The organism is Ulvibacterium sp., assembly GCF_965248315.1.
Classification (GTDB): Bacteria; Bacteroidota; Bacteroidia; order Flavobacteriales; family Flavobacteriaceae; genus Ulvibacterium.
This window is the reverse complement of record NZ_CBDFIX010000002.1, coordinates 3,983,625-4,001,098: the sequence shown is the minus strand read 5'-3', so window position 1 is coordinate 4,001,098 and position 17,474 is coordinate 3,983,625. Positions and strand designations below refer to the sequence as shown.

The following is a 17,474-nucleotide window of genomic DNA, read 5'->3' as shown; positions in this document are numbered from 1 at the left end:
TTTCCCGATTTTCTTTTCTTTAGTTGTTTCGTTTATATCATTGGCCGCTTTTTAGGTTATTATTTCTCGAAAAAATTAGGGGGAGGTGGTAATTATTATCTTATCCTTTTCCAGGCGATATTCAAATTGGGTATTTCTTTTAAAAACATTTAAGACCTGTTCTATGGTTTCGGACTCAAAAGTTCCGGTATATCTCGTATCGTTCAATTCTGGATAGTTGTTTTCGATTTTTATGTTGTAGTGGCGTTCCATTTCCTTAACGATATTTACGAAACGGTCATTAACGAAATACAATTGGCCTTTGGTCCATGCAATATGCTTTTGAACGTTCACTTCCCTAATGGTGAACTCTTTGTCTCGAATAGAGGCTTGTTGCCGTGGCGAAATGACGATACTTTTTTCCGTATCAAAGGCTTCGGAAGGTCTATAGACGCCAACACTGCCCTTGACCAAAACCGTAGAAGTGTTGTTTTCATTTTTATAACTGGAGACGTTGAACTGGGTACCCAGGACACGGACATTCATTTTTTCGGTATGTACAATGAAAGGATGGGCCGCATTTTCCGCTACTTCAAAAAAAGCCTCCCCGTCCAAGTACACTTCCCTACTCTTGGGATCGGTAAATGCCTTGGGGTACCTAAGCTTTGTACCGGCATTAAGGAATACTAATGTCCCATCGGCCAATTCTATGGTAAATCGTTTGCCATAGGGAACGGTAAGCTGGTTGTAGACCAATTTACCTTCGGTTGTTCCATCATTTTTGTACTTAAGTTTATCATACTCCTGGCTTACCACTTGATCGCCTTGCTTGTTAGTCAAGGTAGTCTGTTGCTTCTCATCCAAAATCAAAAGGCTTCCGTCTTCCAGTTCCAAGGTAATTTGGGGAGATGTCTCCGTAACTGGAGGGGCGGTTATGCCAATCCCGTCCTTTTTTGCCAGGTGGTACAGACCCACTGAAGTACTTAGTAAGATAGCCGCTACGGCCGCATATTTAAGAATAGGGTAGCGTTTTGGTAGAGATCGTTGAGTATTGGTGGTATTACTCAGCACCTTTTTATAGGCCATCTCCACATCAATGGGCCTATGGATAAAATCCAATTCTTCATTGGCCTGGACCATGGCCTTAAAAACCGCTTTGTTCTTTGGATTTTGCAACCAAAGGTGTAATTCAATAAGCTCTTGATCGGAAATTGTATCGGTTAAATACCTGACTATAAGACTTTTCACACAGGAATAAGTTTGATAAAGTTACATTGTATGTAAAGAAGATGCAAAAACACATATTTACCCTTAAACTTCCTGAGTTTTTTTTAATCTTTATGATATAAAACATATGAAACCAAATCCCCCCGAAACCAATGTTGGATGATAAAATTTTATGGTCCCGTATTCAAATGGGCGATCATAATGCCCTTAAAATGCTTTTTGATTTGTATTATAGGCCGCTGTGTTCCTATGCATTACAGTTTACCCATAACATGCTGGATGCCGAAGATCTTGTTCAAAATGAATATGTAAAACTTTGGGTAAGACGAAGCGAACTTAGTATACATACTTCCGTAAAATCCTATTTATATAAATCGGTTTACCACGCGTACTTGCAAAAAATCCGTCAGGACAAAAAAAATGATAAGCTTCTGGATTCCCTCAAATATGAGGCATTGTCCTATCTATTGGAGGAAGACAATTCTGAATTTATCCAGAAAACAGAAAGGATAAAGGACGCTGTAAAGAACCTGCCCGATCGATGCAAGGAAATTTTATTACTGAGCAAAAAGAAAGGGTATAAAAATAGGGAAATTGCCGAAAAATTGGGAATCTCCATTAAAACAGTGGAATCCCAAATACGGATTGCCTTTAAAAAAATAAGGGAGGCTTTAGAAGATGGCAATTTGCATTTATTCCTGCTTTTTAGGGCGTTGGAAAAGATGAAATAGATAAACTGTTCTTTTCCCACAAAACTGGTTTTGGTTCAAGATTCACCCTTTCCGACTTCCCACCTAGCGGGAAGCCACCTTTCCCTAACCTGGAAAGGAACTTGTACGATTACGCCAAGCGTAGGTTATTAAGCACTCAGGCTTGCCCAATAGTCTTAAAGGTTTTTTCCCCTACGTGAGAATGCAATACAAAAATTAGTCATTAATATGGGATAAAGGAGTTACCTATATACAGTTTGTGTGTCCAAACTAGTTGGAGAACGAAATAATCGGATTTCGTTTACAAATATTCTTGAATAGCTAGGTAACCAAACTGAACTTTATATGAAATGTTGATTGATGTAGTATTTGCTCTCATTCGCCTTAAATCCCGAAGTCGGTCATTTGTTTTTTGTAGAATGTATAGCCAATACAGGTGGTTAGTACTGCCCTTTTGGTTTTTGGCATTTCATTTTTTGGAAGCCCAAGACTATAAGATTCGGGAAATACCTATCAATAACAATGGCGAGAGTCATAAAATCAGGAATAAAATATACATTGATGAAGATGGAATCCTCTGGTACTCCACCTTTAATGGAATCGTAAAGGAGTTTGAAACCAATTCTGTGCTTTCTACTTTTTTGGACAAGGATGAAAAAATCCTGTCCACCTATTTGGATGTCATATTTATGGATAGTAAACATCGTATTTGGATAGTATCCGATATTGGTGTCTTTATATCCGATAGTTTGGATGACAGTTTTGATCGTGTTCATTTCAAAAGGATTCTGGATGAGGAGAAGGTGTCGTTGGGTTCCTTGATCGAGGATTGTAATGGCAATATATGGGCGGGGACTTATAATGACCGAATTTTAAAGATCGACCCCTCACTCAGGGTCACAAAATATAAAACCCCTAAAGCGGATCGGAATTTAAATCCGGGGTATTTTCAGAGAAGTTTTTCGTTTGTCGAAAAAGTAATTGACTGCGACAAGATTTTGTTTAGACTGGGCCGTAAGTTATACCTCCTAGAGGAAGGAAACAGTACTTTATATACAGACCTTACCACTTCCCTTAATTATACAAAAAGTAGTTACCTGTACCCGGAGTGGTCCTTTAACGGTGGGGATGGACTATTGATTACGGACAATGGCGCCCTTTTTCCGGAATCCAAGGATACCGACTACCAATTTGAAGGGGAAATTTTTGAGACCCAGTATGTTGAAGATCTGGGGATTCAGGTGACGAATCTGCCTTTTCAAGAAATGATTCCAATCTATAAAAGCAATACCCCTTATTTAAAGAACCATGCGGATTTGATTGCGATCGATGGTTCCGGAAAAAAATTGGGTTTTTATAAACTTCAGCAAAGAAACGGGCAAGACCATTTGACCAAAGCCCATGAAATTTCATTTCCCTATATGATCGATGATGTAGTCGTGGACAATTTCGGCGTCATTTATGTAAGTAGCTATGACCGTATCCGTAAAATAAAATTCAATAGTCATACCTTCCATAAAATCCTCGAGGATTATGGGGAACGAAAAGTAAGTGCACGAGGTTTTTTGGAGCTGCCGAATACGGAAATCCTGGCGGCCAGTTATCTGGGGACGTTTAAGTTGAGTACTTCGGTTAATGATTTCCGCGAAAGTACCTATTCAACTGAAATGGTTTTTCCGACCTTAAACTACCTTAGGTCCTTTTTGCCAATCAGTGATTCCACGGCTTGGTGCGTTGGAGAGCATAAAAAAATATCGCACATAAACTTTCTTGAAAATGAAATTATAGGAGAGTACTTATTTGAGGGCCATCCTAGATTGACCCATATGCAATACTATGATGTAGCCAAGTACTCGGATTCTACCTTGTTGATTGCCAGTAATTTTGGTCTACAGGAATTTGACACCTATAGAAAACAATTCTTAGAGCTTCCCATATTGCCTTTGGACAATAATGATGAAGTTTTTGTAAGGGATCTTCTCAGGACCAAGGGTAAGCTTTATGTGGCTACGGATCGAAATGGATTGTTCATACAAGACCTGACCTCCCAAACCTTCCAGACCTTAAAAAGGGACGATGCCAAGAGTACCCTAAGAATTCCCACCAACAAAATCTATGTGGTTTTTGTGGATCAAGGGGAGAATCTATGGATAGGCACCAATATTGGGGTAGTTTATGTGGACAAGGATTTGAAGAAAATGAAGGTTATCGGAAAGGCGGATGGCCTCACGGATCTAAATGTAGTCGGTATTTTGGAAGATGCAGATGGCATTATGTGGTTTAGCACCTATTACGGTCTTTTTAGATATGATAGGAGTTCCAAGGAAGTTGCCTCTTTCTTTGTCGAGGATGGACTTGCGTTTAATGATTTCAATCAAAACTCATATTATAGGTCGTCCAAAGATCGGTTGTTTTTTGGAGGAATCAATGGAATCATTGCATTTGATAGTATCAATATCCCCCATCAATCCAGGGATATCAAAATATTCCCTACAAAATTTGAATACTATGATCGTACCAAGGGTAGGGAAGTGGGTATAGATGTTTTCAACGATAGCATTCCAAGTTTTAATCTACCCTATTATAAAAATTCATTTTCCACATCCTATGGTATTAATGACAATTTTAATACGGACTACAACCGATATTTTTATAAACTGGAAGGATTTGCCGATGAGTGGATAAGCTTGGGCAACCAAACCACTTTAAAATTGTTTTCCATACCTCCTGGCAACTATGGTTTAAAGATCAAGGGATTCAATGCCACAGGGGTGGAGTCGTCCAATGAATTGTCCTATACCCTAAATGTATCCCAAGTTTTTTACAAAAGGCTTTGGTTTCAATTTTTAGCGATCTTTTTTTTAATCGGTACGTTTGTCGTATGGCTTGTTTCCTATATCACAAAGGAGCGGAAAAAAAATGCCTTGAACCTTACCCTTATAGAACTGGAACGCAACGCCCTTAGGGCCCAAATGAGCCCCCATTTCATATTCAATTCATTAAGTGGCATACGCTTAAAGCTAAAGGAAAAGGGATTACTGGATCTGCACAATTATATATCCAATTTTTCAAACCTTATGCGGCTTACCTTGGATGTGACCCGACACAAGAACATTACATTGGCCAAAGAAATGGAATACATTAAAAACTATGTTGCCTTGATCAATTCCCAGAACGAACATACGATAGAACTCCATATGAAATGTATGTCGGATATTGATATACATGGCACCTATATTCCCCCTATGATCTTACAACCCATAATAGAGAATTCCATTGTACATGGTTTTATGAAGGATCAAGAAAACAAGGTTATTGTAGTGGATATCAAAAAATCCCCTATCGGCAAACAAATAGTGGTCGTAATAGAGGATAATGGTCTTGGGATTTCCCAAACACGAAAGAAGCAGAATATTGCCCAAAAGCATCAATCCTACGCCACACAAATATTGTATGAGCGATTAATGTTGATGAACAAGACGCACTATTACGGGGAGTCCAAATATGAAATCGCAATGAAGGATTTAAGCGATAAGGGAGCGCAAGGGACCCGGGTTACCATTGGAATACCCTATTATTAGTTTTGCCATAGATAGGCTTTGCCAGGGTTTTAGAATTGGTCAAAAATGGCCATTAAATCTGGTCTTCTTCGCCTAGCCACAGGGATACGATCCCCAGTCTCCAGAACCAAAGTACCGTCCGTAAAGAGTTTAGAAACCTTTTTGAGATTTACCAAATGTGATTTATGGGTCCTAAAAAACAAAGGCATGGTCAAAATCTTTTCAAAAAATTTGATGCCATAAGAACTCATATGAATGCTACCGTCGGTTAAATGTATTTTTGCATAGCTGTCCACGCTTTCCAATCGGATAATATCCAGAATACTTGAAAAATAGGTGCATCCCAAAGTAGGAATAGGAATTTTTTTGTTTTCCAACTCCAATGCTTCCAATTGCCTTTCATTCGGTACCGTCTCCTTAGCGGTCGCTTTCAATCTTTGGATGGCTTTTGATACAACGGCGATAAAATCGGCCTCATTATACGGTTTTAGGAGAAAGCCCAATGCAAAATTCCGATACGCCTCTATAGCGAACTTATCATGAGCGGTACAAAATACAATTTCCGTATTTGGAGATTTAAGCCGCTTTAAAAGGTCCAACCCATTTAAGTTGGGCATTTCTACATCAACAATTAACAAATCCGGTCGGGTTTCATTCAGAAAGTGCAGACCTTCCGTAGAATTGCTAAAGCATTGTAAAGCACCAATATGGGAAAAGTTCCTGACAAACAGTTCCCTACAGTAGTTTATTTCGGAAAGATCATCATCTATGAGTACTACATTCATCAGTTAGAATTTGCAATATAAGTCTGAGTTAAAAATCAACAGCTTAAATATCAATGCTTTAATCTAACGCTAAAAAGTAGGGTTAAGTATCGTGGGCTTCCAAAAAATCCAGAATTTGGGAAATATGCAAGCTCTTGTGTTTTGAAACGTCCACCACCTCAATACCTTTCATCTTGATGAGGTTTTTATAACTATGCTTGTTCGTTGGAGCAAAAATGATAGGAACATTAAGTTGGGCCAACAAGGTAGATTCCACCAATTCAAACTCTTCGTTGAATATGAATAGCACAAAGACAAAGTTGATTTTTTGCTTGAGCTTTACCAGATTCAGTATCTGCGTTAATTTTTTGTTCTTATAAACTGTAATCGGTGTCTTTTGGAAAGAGCGCGCAATCGTATTTCCCAAAGGGCCCTGTTTATCATATATAATTAGATTTCTTCTCGTTTTCATATGACGTATTCTTGTATCGTGTACTTTTAATTCATTAGATCTATCTTATATTAGGTTGTCCATTTTTGTTTTCCTTGTTAATTACTGGCCTTACCTATGCTTTTATTCTTGTTTTTTTAACCACAATTCCGCCTCTTTGCGCCTACCATCCTTGATAAGGGCTTTTATATACTTTTCATGATATTCTGAATGGGTTTCCTCGTCATCAATAAATAATTGGAAATACGCTATGGCCTTTTTGTTATCTCCAGTGAGCAAAAAGGAAACCGCTAACTGACGGTATGCAAATTTTAGTGAATCTTCATGCTTCATTTTATAATAGACTCATTGTTTTTAACTTATTGTTTATCAGAAATATGTAAGCATATGTCCTTTCTTGGGAGATATCATTTGTTGATGCTTCTGACATATGTTTTTTGTTTATAAAGGAGTTTTTACGCATACGCTCCATTAAAAATATCGAGGAGATTTTATACCTCCTCTTCTTCGAAAGGAGGGTTCATAGATCAACAGCACTTCATGGGTGCCGGAGCTGGACGTTCTAAATTCTGTGGTTGGAAGGTCATAAGCATACCCTATCCTAATTTCCTTCGTGAGCTGATAATCCATAATTGCTCCAAAATTGTTCGCAAAATTGTAGCGGTAGGTTGCTCCCAACCACAACTTATCGTATAGCAAAAAATTAGCTGAAATATCATAAGTGGCTGGTGCGCCATCCGTGAATTTTAGGATTATGGAAGGTTTAAATTTTAAGTCTCTGGACAAGTCAAATACCACACCGCCTATGGCATAGTAACTATTTCTTTCCAAAGCCATAAACTCTCCTTGGTTCAAGTCCGTATTGAGGATTCTGGGCGAGGAAATTCCTAGGAACCAACGTTGTGAACTTACGTATATTCCTGCTCCAAAATTTGGGGACCACACAGTACCATTGTCCGCAAAGAAGCTGTCATTTGGGTCTGGGTTCTCAAGGGAATAGCTCGTAAAACCGGCCTTAAGTCCGAACGACATTTCTACTTTTTCATTTACAGGTATGGAGTATGAAAAATCACCATAAATATAATTGGTGCTTTCAAAACCTAGCTTGTCGTTGATGTAGGACAGGCCAATACCTACACGTGTAAATTCTATGGGCATGTGTACCGTTGCCGTATTTGTTCTGGGGTTTCCTTCCAAACCGGACCACTGGTTTCTGTGAAGGATGGTCCCATTAAATACGCCCCTACTTCCGGCATATGCCGGATTTATTGAAACTGTATTGTACAGGTATTGTGTAAACTGGGGCAATTGCTGGGAACTCAGGACTGCGCCGTACAATATGGTGATCAGGATTAGGTATTTCCTTTGTTTTTTCATGCCTTGTGAGGTTGGGGGTTTTTGGTAGACGATATCTATGTCATGGAGCTACAATTTGGTTTTCGTTTTTAATAATCGTTTTATGTTTTATTTTCTGTCATGAGTTGCTATTCAATCACTTTGCTTCGTGCTATGACAAATCCTAGTATTGGATGCTTTTAATTGGAGCCAAAATAAATGTACCCATCTATAGGTTTTAATTCTTGGTCCTGTACAGTAATGATGTAATAATAGGTTCCCGAAGGCAGTTTGTCAGAACTACCAAATGAATTATTAGGAGCGGATCCCCCCCAATCGTTGCGGTAATCGTTTGATTGGTAAACAAGATTGCCCCATCTATTGAAAAGCCGCAACTTAAAGATGTAATTGCAGCTTTCTACTCCTGTAATTTCAAATCTGTCGTTAACACCATCACCATTGGCAGTAACCGTGTCCGAGGTGATAATTTTATCCAATCCGCACACATCATCAAAGACGCAACTAATCGGGGATACATCGGCTATAGTAATACCACAGGTATTTACATCTTCAAGGCTTATGTTATAATCCGTACCGATAGGGATAGGATCCGAAGTCCAAATATTTCCATTGAACGTACCCGGGGCACCAGTTCCCGATGCAGTATAGGGGGCAATACCATCCAATTCGGCGACCAAGGTATAAAAGCCACCTTGCGTGTCACAATTCTCGACCACGGGCCCTAAAAGGGAAAGACCAGGTCGTAAAGGGATCGTAATAGAAAGGGTTTCTACCTCTACTCCAGCACAGAAGACGGGTTTTAGCGAATAACTTGCCGTATAAGTCGAGGTGGTATTTACATTCACGGTTATGGAAGTTCCCAAGCCCAATGGGTTCCCCAAGCTATCGGCCCATTCAATATCATATAGGCTTTCAGGCAGATTAATTGACAAATCCACGGCGGTTCCCGGAGAACAGACAAAAACACTATCTGCCGTTGCCTGTACCTGAAGGGATACCGGTAATAAGTTTAAATTAAGATCCAGGGCATCACAAGGAGTGGTAATCCGAATCAAGTAGTCACCTTGGGGAACATTCTGAAAAAGGTGGCTAGTAACAGATGGTTCAGTTTCCGTAAATGTTTGTACGGCCATATCCAGATCTGTGGTTTCAAATAATTCGTAAACCATGGGATAGGTAGCAGTACCACTTAGAATCTCGGTAAAGATTATTCCCGATGAGGGATCTGTAAAATCGCAAAAAGTACCTGATGTCGTGGCGGTTATATTTTGAAATGGGTCAATACTAACCGGAGCTGTATATTCCCTTTCCTCATTGCTGAGCGTAACGGCGGAGAAAACTTCGGTATCGTTCCCGGATTGAAATCTAATACCGGCAAAGCGTAGGACATAATCTCCTGCCGCGAGATTATTAAAAGAACCGGAAAGGCCATCGGGAGGAATATCGTTGGTCACCAATACACCCAATCCATCATTACCGTCGTTGGTCCATAACTCCACATCTATGCGATTATTGGTAGTGTTGGCAACGTTCAGCGCTCCCAGGTCATAAATAACTCGACCTGAATTGGAACATCCACTAAGGGTCTGTAGCATAGGGCTGTATTGCGCCGGGTCAGTGACCTCAAAGGGGATCACCCTTTCGGCACCACACGAGGTGACCTTTAGTTCATAATCACCCAGAGGTAAATCTCCTATAATTGAGCGATTTATAGTGGTGGTATAGGTTATCGGGAAGTTTAAGGTATAGGAGCCTCCCAAGGTAAAGGGATGTGTGGGATTAATAGTACTATTGGGAACAAAAGGTACGGGACTTATTTCGTAAGTTGTACTTGGAACGGTGATATTGCTACTAGGCGCTGACGTTCTATCAATTACTACGGCACCTGTTCCTTCCAAAACAGAAGGAGAATTCCGTATGCTTATTTCTTCCAGGGAATTCGTTTCCGGAAGGGTATCGAATTCTCTGACCACCGTATGGCAATCATCCGATGCGGTAATCCTGTAATGTCCCGGACCTGGTAGTATATAGAAAAAATTATTGGCATTCAAGGAATTGGAAGATGTTACATTTGTCCATACGCCAGGTGTAATTTCCTGTTCTATGGTAATCGAATTTGTACTGCAAAATGAACCGCTACCATTTATCTGATGAATGGGGGCACAAGTGGATACGTCAAGACCTTGTTCCGGAGTTATAACAAGAAAATCATTATCAATCCTTGGTACCACATGACTTTCACCAAATTGATAGCATCCATCGTCAAACGCCAAGGTATAGGTATCGTTTTCCATTAACCCGGGAAGATGTTTAAAAGTAACTGTAGTTTCGTTAACATTCTCTAGAGTTAGATCCTGTGGTGCCCCCCCGTTAATGCGGATGGTAGCATTACCAGAAAGTAGTACGTTATCTATGCGATCTTGCGAATAGACCCTTGCCCTAAATGTTGCATCGTACATAGTACAGTCCGGGGCACATCTCCTTAGAAATTCACCATTCAGTGATATAGAAGCTCTATCAAGATTATCGGCTATTATCGGAATTTGTGTTTCGGCTACCCCACAACCCAAATCCGTTACGGTCATGGAAACCGATTCGCCCCCGACCATGTTGCCAAAAGTATGGGAAGTGTCTGTGCTGGGGCCAAAACGCTGTATACCGAATTGTGAGGTGATTTCATAAAGAAAAGGCCCCGTGCCACCGCTGTTTACACTTATGCTCAAAGTTCCATCCGGACTGTAGAAGTCAGCATCTGTTGGGCATGATGGAGCCGTATTACTGCTGGTAATATCCATAGCCTCGTAGGAGGTGGTTATAACTACAGGGTTTCCCGAATAAGGTATTTCGGTGGGCCCATTGATCAATCGTATGGAATAACTACCGGTGGATAGAGCTTTAAAACTAACCGCTTCTCCATTAACGGGAATGTTTTGTATAGTTTCTATCCCGCCCTGATTGGTAAGAATGGCTTGCCATCCCAGACAGGGAGAACCACCGGGAAGCTCTATATCAATTGAACCATTGGCAGGGCAAGTTCCAGAGTTGGCCGTCACCGTAAAGTTGGTCGCGTCACATTGCGCATTGATAATTTGGCAAGTAAAAACCAATAGGAACAACAGCATGGGGGTGCTTGTTGAATGTGGTTTTTTTTTCATGGTAGGTTGGTTTGGCAATAATTACATAACAATTACTTGGCGGATAGGGTTCTGTTTATGATTTCTGTAGTATTCTTGTCGTACCTTTTTAAGTGTGTTGGATTTACTGTTGGAAGTATCAATAAGTGAATTCGCTCCCGAGCCCCGGACGACCTCACAAATCAATAGGCCGTCCACGGTAGATATCGCTAAAAGGGTGGGAAATTCAACGGAAATACCAAGCATGACACAGTTGGTTAGTATTTTGGCGACCCGAAGAAAAACTTTAGATATTTCGTCAAACATTAACACCTGTCTGGGGGAAATAGCAATGCTTACGTTTTCCGACAATGCAATGGAATCTCCGGGCATATACGTCTCCGATGAAACCTGTTTGTTTTCTTTTGGGTTAGAATAGATTAAAGAATCCAGATTTCTAGCCGTTGATATTTTCGACATAATTACCTGGCCGGACATCAAAAGGAGCAACGGCACTAGTAGGTCAAGCTTTTTAAAAAGGAACATAATCAATAATTTATCGGCTTTAAACCCCTTTTCATACTTTGGAATGTCCTTGGGGTAGACACCAAATAGGGAGGCCGATTGTTTTCATGTCAAAATTAAATGGGAAAATGGGCCAAAGTTGGTGAGATTCAGGTAACGGTAGGTCCCATTTGCGCATCGGCAGGAAACATTGGCGGATTGGAATAGGGTTATTTTCCCTGAAATGTAAGTAAATATTTATAATTTGGATAGGGGCAGACTAATTTGGACATGACTATTGGACGTAACTTCTTCTTGTGGCCGGTTTATCTTGGGAAAAGGTAAATAGCAATACTGTTAGTTAGCATTTTAGGGTCAATAGATCCTACGGTCAATTCACCTGAAGCATTAATAAAATAATAATGTTCCCGAACCCCGGACGACCACACAAATCAAAAGGTCGTCCACGATATATATCGCTATTGGGGTGGGAAACTCAACGGAAGTACTATGAATGGCACTAGCGGCCTGTATTTTGGCAACCTGTGGAGAAACTGCAAACAACACATTGGAAGTAAACACCAGCCTTGGGGAAATAGCGGTGTTTACATTTTTCAGTACTGTGGCAGAATCCCCTAAATTCTCGGTCACCGGTGAAATCTGTTCGCTGGCTATTCGGGTGAAATAGATGGGGGAACACAGATTTCGAGTTGTTGGTATTTTTGCTATTACTATCTTGCCAAATACCAGAAAGGTCAAGAGCATAAGTAGTAGGTCTAGATTTTTCAAAAAGGCTGTGGTTGTTGTGCTTTGATGGTTTCAAGATCTACGATTTGGATTTAGGTTTTTTATAAATTCACAGTGGTAAACTGTTTATTATGGGATAAAATTACGAAGTAGAATGCCTGGATGTTTGCATGATTTATTAAACGGTAGCTTTCCTCTTTTTATAGGTAACGGATAAAGACGGATTGGTTACCTTGGATTATTAGTTTGCCTAAACCTGTTCCCATAGCGATACTGACTTTGCCGCCTTCCTTTCCATAATGACTTGTATACGTAACAAAAGGGATAGGAATAATAATATTTTTAATTATGCATTATAGTCGGTCAAGAAAGAAGTTATGAAGGCCTCCCAGTTATCGCTTCAGGGCAAAATGTTTTTTGTACTCCCTGCCGTCACCAAGGTTGAGGGTAAACCAGTAATCAGACGAAGGCAAAGGGTTTCCCTTGAAAGTACCGTCCCAGCCACTATCACCGGGCCGTATCCGGCCCAATAGTTTTCCATAGCGATCGAAGATTTGGACCACGGCATCGGGGAAGTCCGTTAGGTCTTCGATTTTCCAACGGTCATTTATCCCATCACTGTTTGGGCTAAAGAATTTGGGATAGTCCAACAGGATCGTTTCCCTGGAATCCTCTCCGCAACCGTCCTTGTCCCTTACGTATACGGTATAGGTTCCTCCTGGAAGCTCATAGAACATGTTATCGTCCTGATAGCTCTCGCCATCTATGGAGTACTCAAGGTCCCCGTCCCCTGAGGCAAGGACCTCGATACGGTTATCCCCGGAGAAGTCCTCACCTGTGTTCAATTGTTCTATAAGGGTCGGTTCAGTACGTATCAGACGAAAGGGGGCCGAGCTTTCACAATAGATTCCGTTTTGGGTCTTGCCCATAACAAGGGTATAGATACCTTCTTTGGAAAGATCCACCTCCGAGGAACTTGAAAGTATGGTGCCGTCATCGGCGAACCATGTCCAGGAGTCCGCATCGGGGGTTGCGGAAATGGTCCTGGAAGGTTCCTGGTCGCAGAGGTAATAGGTTTCCTGTAGATCAATGACCGGGGGTTGGATTACGATCAGGTCAAAGGAAGCTTCGGAATAACATCTAGGGCTATCTTCCTCGGCCAGCCTAACTGTAACCGTCTGGGAATAGGCATCTTCGTTCCTATAAGAAGCAGAGGGGAAACCGGATAGTTCCTGTCCATTGACATCCAGGTAGGAGATTCGCAAATCACTGCGTTCTCCAAGTATTTGGGTCTCCAGGGAAGAGGTGTCGAAAAGCGAGTGGCCATCGCCTGTGTCACAGGCATATAAATTTGGAAGAGGCGGTATGTCCGGAGCTTCAAATGTCCGGAAGTTCAATAGGGTTTCTACAGTACACCCGGTAAGAGGATTGGAGATTACTATCGTGATCGTTTCCAAATAGGGCTCCGAATTTATATACGGATTCGGTAAGGGGTAGGGAAGTTGGGATCCTTGGGCATCCAGGTATGAAACCTCCAATCCGGTCTGGTTGCCGACTACCGCGCCTTCGACCCCGGAGGTATCGAATTCTGTGATACCATCATCGTCGCACACGATAAGATCTGGGAGGGCATGTACCACGGGTAAGGGACTTACGATAAGGTCGAAGGCGGTCTCGGCGTGAAATGTAGGGTCGCTCTGGTCAGTCACACTTACGGTGACGGTCTGTGAATAGGGTTCTCGATTCCCGTAGGATGCGGAGGGAAAATCTTGTAGTACCGTTCCATTGGAATCCAGATAGGATACGTTTAGTCCGGTCTGTGTACCGATTATTTGCGATTCGATCGAAGAGACGTCAAAATGGGCAAAGCCGTTCCCCTCATCACAGGCATAGAAATCAGTTGGACTCTCAACTGTAGGAGTGTTCAAAACCCGTAAGTTCAATGGGGTTTCCACACTGCATCCGGTAAGTGGGTTGGTCACCACTACCGTGATCGTTTCCTGATAGGGGGTAGTATTTGTATATGGATCGGGAAGGGGGGAAGGGAGCGGGGCTCCCTGCGTATCAAAGTAGGAAACTTCCATTCCGGTCTGGCTGCCCAACACCGAACTCTCAATACCTGAGGTATCGAATTCGGCAAATCCATCCCCATCCTCATCCTGGACTATTAAATCTTCCAAGGATTGGGCTTGGGGCAAGGGATTTACAACCAGGTTGAAGGAAGTTTCCAAGTAACAATCAGGATTGTTGCCATTCTCCACCCTTACCGTAATCGTCTGAGAGTAGGGCTCTTGGTTTCTGTAAGACATTGAGGGAAAACCTTGTAGCACCTGTCCTTGGGTATCCAGATAGGATACGTTTAGTCCGGTCTGTGTACCTATTATTTGCGTTTCGATCGAGGTGACATCGAATTTAGCAAAGCCGTTCCCTTCATCGCAGGCATACAAATTAGGTGGATTCCCAACGGTTGGGTTATTCGAAACACGCAAGTTCAACGGGGTTTCAGCGTAACAATTGCTTAATGGATCGGTAACGCGTACCGTAATCGTTTCCTGATGGGGTACTGTATTGGTATACGGATCTGGAAGTGGATGGGGAAGTTGGGATCCTTGGGCATCAAAGTAAGAAACTTCCATTCCTGTCTGACTCCCGACCACGACGCCTACGACCTCGGAGGTATCGAATTCTGCAAACCCATCATCATCGCACACGATAAGATCTGGGAGGGCATGTGCAACGGGCATTGGGTTTACGATAAGGTCGAAGGCGGTCTCCACATGAAATGTAGGGTCGCTTTGGTCCGTTACACTGATTGTAACGGTCTGGGAATAGGGATTTTGGTTCCTATAGGATGCCGATGGGAAATTTTGCAGTACCTGTCCTTGTGTATCCAGATAGGAAACATTTAGTCCGGTCTGTGTACCGATTACTTGCGATTCGATCGTAGAGACATCAAATTGTGCAAAACCGTTCCCTTCATCACAGGCATAGATGTCGGATGGTTTCATCACTATTGGGGTATTTGAGGCGCGCAAGGTTAAAGGGGTCTCAGCAAAGCAACCGGTAATGGGATCGGTGACCCGTACCGTAATCGTTTCCAGATTTGGGGTCGAGTTGGTATATGGGTTTGGAAGGGGATAGGGAAGCGGAGATCCCTGGGCATCAAAGTAGGACACGTCGATTCCGGTCTGACTGCCAATCACGGTACTTTCTACACCAGATGTATCGAATTCAGCAAATCCATCACCATCGTTATCCTGGACCACCTGATCGCTCAAGGGCAGGGCTTGTGGCCGAGGCCTAACAATAAGGTCAAAGGAGGTCTCTTCGTAGCATAGTGGATCATTGCTGTAGGTTCCGCTAGGTGCCACCTTTATGTAAACGGTCTGTGAATGAGGGTTTTGATTCCTATAGGAGGCGGATGGGAAATTGAGTAATTCATCGCCATTGGCATCAAGATAGGAGATATTAAGTCCGGTCTGTGAACCGATTACTTGTGTTTCTATAGAGGAGACATCGAATTGGGCATATCCGCCTCCCTCATCACAGGCATATAGGTCGAGTGGTTGCTCTACGTCAAAAGGGTCTTCGGTTCTTATGGTAAATGTGGTTTCCTGGCAGCCCCCATTAATGGTATCTACCGCTCGAATTGTAATTACTTCTTCATAAGGAACGGTATTCGTATATGGATTAGGAAGAGGATAGGGAAGTTGTGATCCCTGACTGTCATATAAGGTGATTTCCTTTCCCCATCCGCTCAATGAGGATCCAACATGTGACGCGTCGAACTGGACGATACCATCGCCATCGGAATCGCAGATTCGGGCTGCGCCTCTAACAGGGTAGTCCGAGCAGCCGGAGGGCACCTTGGCCTCACCGAAAACTTTTAAGTACGCATTCGCATCCGGATACCCATAATTTTCAGCAGTGTCATAGCCGTATGGGGGACAGCCACCATTGAGCCAGGTGGAATCGGTTTCACCCTCGGTAGATGCCAAATGGAGGCTATTTGGATGCAACCTTCCCTCTACTTCCACCAAAATCCTTTTGGTATTTGGGGGCACGGTCACCGGAAGATTGAAATTGGCGGTCAAGGTCTTCAAAGGGGTCAAGCCATTTTGGGTCGGCGACGTCTCCAATTCAACAAGTTGACTTTTTCCTAGTAATGTGCTTGGAGTCCGGGAGAAGGAGGCCGGAAAATTTTCATCTATCGCGTACACATAGAAAGTTACCCAAGCACGAAGTTCCCTTTCCATCTTAATTTGATAGGCTATTTCGGCAGCGTTGATGGTAAGTTCCTCATCTTCCGCAATCCCAAAATCCTGAAGATTAAAAGTCCGCCCTGTAAATGTCGGACTACATGAAAAAGGTGTATTAGGTACTATTTCACCAACATTGTGGGTCAAGGTTACCTGTGCGATAAGGGTATGGCTTAGTGCACTACATAGCACGAATATTAAAAGTAGGTCGAGCTTTTTGAAAGGGGACATTTCAATACGTTTTTACCTGCCTTTTCTCCATGATTTAGATTACCCGTTTGGGAGGGACATCCAAAACAGAGGCTGGTGTTTACAATATCAAAACTAAAGGGAAAGGTGGGTGGATGTTTCCGCAATCGAGTAAACGGTAGGTTCGGTCAAATTATCGGTATGTATTATTAATTGAACGTAAATTCCTATAAAGTTTTAAGAAAAAACATAATATATTGAAAATAAAGTTATGATGTGAAGTAATCTTTTTCGTGATATGTTCCGTCAACTTATCGGTAGATGTTGCCTTTTGACATGTTTGTTCTTTGTTTTCCTAGCCCGCAAGTATTGTTTCACACTTATAAGGCTTTTCAATCGTATGTTTTAAACAGGTGTTGCAATCAAATTCAACGTTATTCTTCCATGAAGTGTAGCGTTTCCTTGCTATTGGCCGTATAGGTAGGCAGCAAACAAAATTTTACAAAAATGAAAACTCAAATGGTGTACTAGTAAGGAAAGACTGGTTCAAAAGTCTTTGTGTACGGGGTTGATTGGGATTGTGTTGCTTTCATATACCAAGATTGGCAATAATCC

General features: G+C 41.9%; 11 protein-coding genes. 2 read left to right on the top strand and 9 right to left on the bottom strand.

All coding sequences use genetic code 11. The features are described 5' to 3' along the window. Positions 1–75: 75 nt before the first annotated feature. Entirely contained in the window at positions 76–1,227 is a 1,152-nt protein-coding gene (locus tag ACP2AF_RS18825) for a FecR family protein (protein WP_425237690.1), read from the bottom strand. Between the two features lie 131 nt (positions 1,228–1,358). Here ACP2AF_RS18825 and ACP2AF_RS18820 point away from each other — a divergent pair, with 131 nt between their 5' ends. Together ACP2AF_RS18820 and ACP2AF_RS18815 are read left to right on the top strand one after the other, a co-directional pair. Then, on the top strand, positions 1,359–1,937 hold the full coding sequence (locus tag ACP2AF_RS18820; protein ID WP_425237689.1) for an RNA polymerase sigma factor: 579 nt from the start codon (positions 1,359–1,361) through the stop codon (positions 1,935–1,937). Between the two features lie 398 nt (positions 1,938–2,335). Beyond that, positions 2,336–5,497 (top strand): histidine kinase, encoded by a 3,162-nt coding sequence (locus ACP2AF_RS18815; protein WP_425237688.1) that lies wholly within the window; start codon positions 2,336–2,338, stop codon positions 5,495–5,497. Between the two features lie 29 nt (positions 5,498–5,526). On the opposite strand, the gene ACP2AF_RS18810 is transcribed toward ACP2AF_RS18815, so the two are convergent. The 8 genes from ACP2AF_RS18810 to ACP2AF_RS18775 all read right to left on the bottom strand — a co-directional run bounded on the left by ACP2AF_RS18810 (position 5,527) and on the right by ACP2AF_RS18775 (position 16,901). Beyond that, positions 5,527–6,261: a LytR/AlgR family response regulator transcription factor gene (locus ACP2AF_RS18810; protein WP_425237687.1), complete on the bottom strand. Its 735-nt coding sequence runs from the start codon at positions 6,259–6,261 to the stop codon at positions 5,527–5,529. Between the two features lie 82 nt (positions 6,262–6,343). Then, positions 6,344–6,712, bottom strand: coding sequence for a hypothetical protein (locus ACP2AF_RS18805; RefSeq protein WP_425237686.1), 369 nt, complete (start codon positions 6,710–6,712; stop codon positions 6,344–6,346). A gap of 102 nt (positions 6,713–6,814) precedes the next feature. Beyond that, complete coding sequence (locus ACP2AF_RS18800) at positions 6,815–7,024, bottom strand: hypothetical protein (protein WP_425237685.1); 210 nt, start codon at positions 7,022–7,024, stop codon at positions 6,815–6,817. Positions 7,025–7,162: 138 nt separating this feature from the next. Then, positions 7,163–8,068 carry a PorP/SprF family type IX secretion system membrane protein gene (locus tag ACP2AF_RS18795; protein WP_425237684.1) on the bottom strand — a complete coding sequence of 302 codons (906 nt, stop codon included), beginning with the start codon at positions 8,066–8,068 and terminating at the stop codon, positions 7,163–7,165. 158 nt (positions 8,069–8,226) lie between these two features. Further along, positions 8,227–11,202, bottom strand: a complete 2,976-nt coding sequence (locus ACP2AF_RS18790; RefSeq protein ID WP_425237683.1) for a gliding motility-associated C-terminal domain-containing protein — start codon at positions 11,200–11,202, stop codon at positions 8,227–8,229. A gap of 21 nt (positions 11,203–11,223) precedes the next feature. Continuing rightward, positions 11,224–11,640: a hypothetical protein gene (locus ACP2AF_RS18785; RefSeq protein WP_425237682.1), complete on the bottom strand. Its 417-nt coding sequence runs from the start codon at positions 11,638–11,640 to the stop codon at positions 11,224–11,226. 432 nt (positions 11,641–12,072) lie between these two features. Then, complete coding sequence (locus tag ACP2AF_RS18780) at positions 12,073–12,453, bottom strand: hypothetical protein (RefSeq protein ID WP_425237681.1); 381 nt, start codon at positions 12,451–12,453, stop codon at positions 12,073–12,075. Between the two features lie 350 nt (positions 12,454–12,803). After that, positions 12,804–16,901 carry a T9SS type B sorting domain-containing protein gene (locus ACP2AF_RS18775; RefSeq protein ID WP_425237680.1) on the bottom strand — a complete coding sequence of 1,366 codons (4,098 nt, stop codon included), beginning with the start codon at positions 16,899–16,901 and terminating at the stop codon, positions 12,804–12,806. Positions 16,902–17,474: the final 573 nt, after the last annotated feature.

Coding starts and splice junctions, on each gene's coding strand:
- ACP2AF_RS18820 (WP_425237689.1), top strand. CDS start 1,359: ATGTTGGATGATAAAATTTTATGGTCCCGTATTCAAATGGGCGATCAT.
- ACP2AF_RS18815 (WP_425237688.1), top strand. CDS start 2,336: ATGTATAGCCAATACAGGTGGTTAGTACTGCCCTTTTGGTTTTTGGCA.
- ACP2AF_RS18810 (WP_425237687.1), bottom strand. CDS start 6,261: ATGAATGTAGTACTCATAGATGATGATCTTTCCGAAATAAACTACTGT.
- ACP2AF_RS18805 (WP_425237686.1), bottom strand. CDS start 6,712: ATGAAAACGAGAAGAAATCTAATTATATATGATAAACAGGGCCCTTTG.
- ACP2AF_RS18800 (WP_425237685.1), bottom strand. CDS start 7,024: ATGAAGCATGAAGATTCACTAAAATTTGCATACCGTCAGTTAGCGGTT.
- ACP2AF_RS18795 (WP_425237684.1), bottom strand. CDS start 8,068: ATGAAAAAACAAAGGAAATACCTAATCCTGATCACCATATTGTACGGC.
- ACP2AF_RS18790 (WP_425237683.1), bottom strand. CDS start 11,202: ATGAAAAAAAAACCACATTCAACAAGCACCCCCATGCTGTTGTTCCTA.
- ACP2AF_RS18785 (WP_425237682.1), bottom strand. CDS start 11,640: ATGTCGAAAATATCAACGGCTAGAAATCTGGATTCTTTAATCTATTCT.
- ACP2AF_RS18775 (WP_425237680.1), bottom strand. CDS start 16,901: ATGTCCCCTTTCAAAAAGCTCGACCTACTTTTAATATTCGTGCTATGT.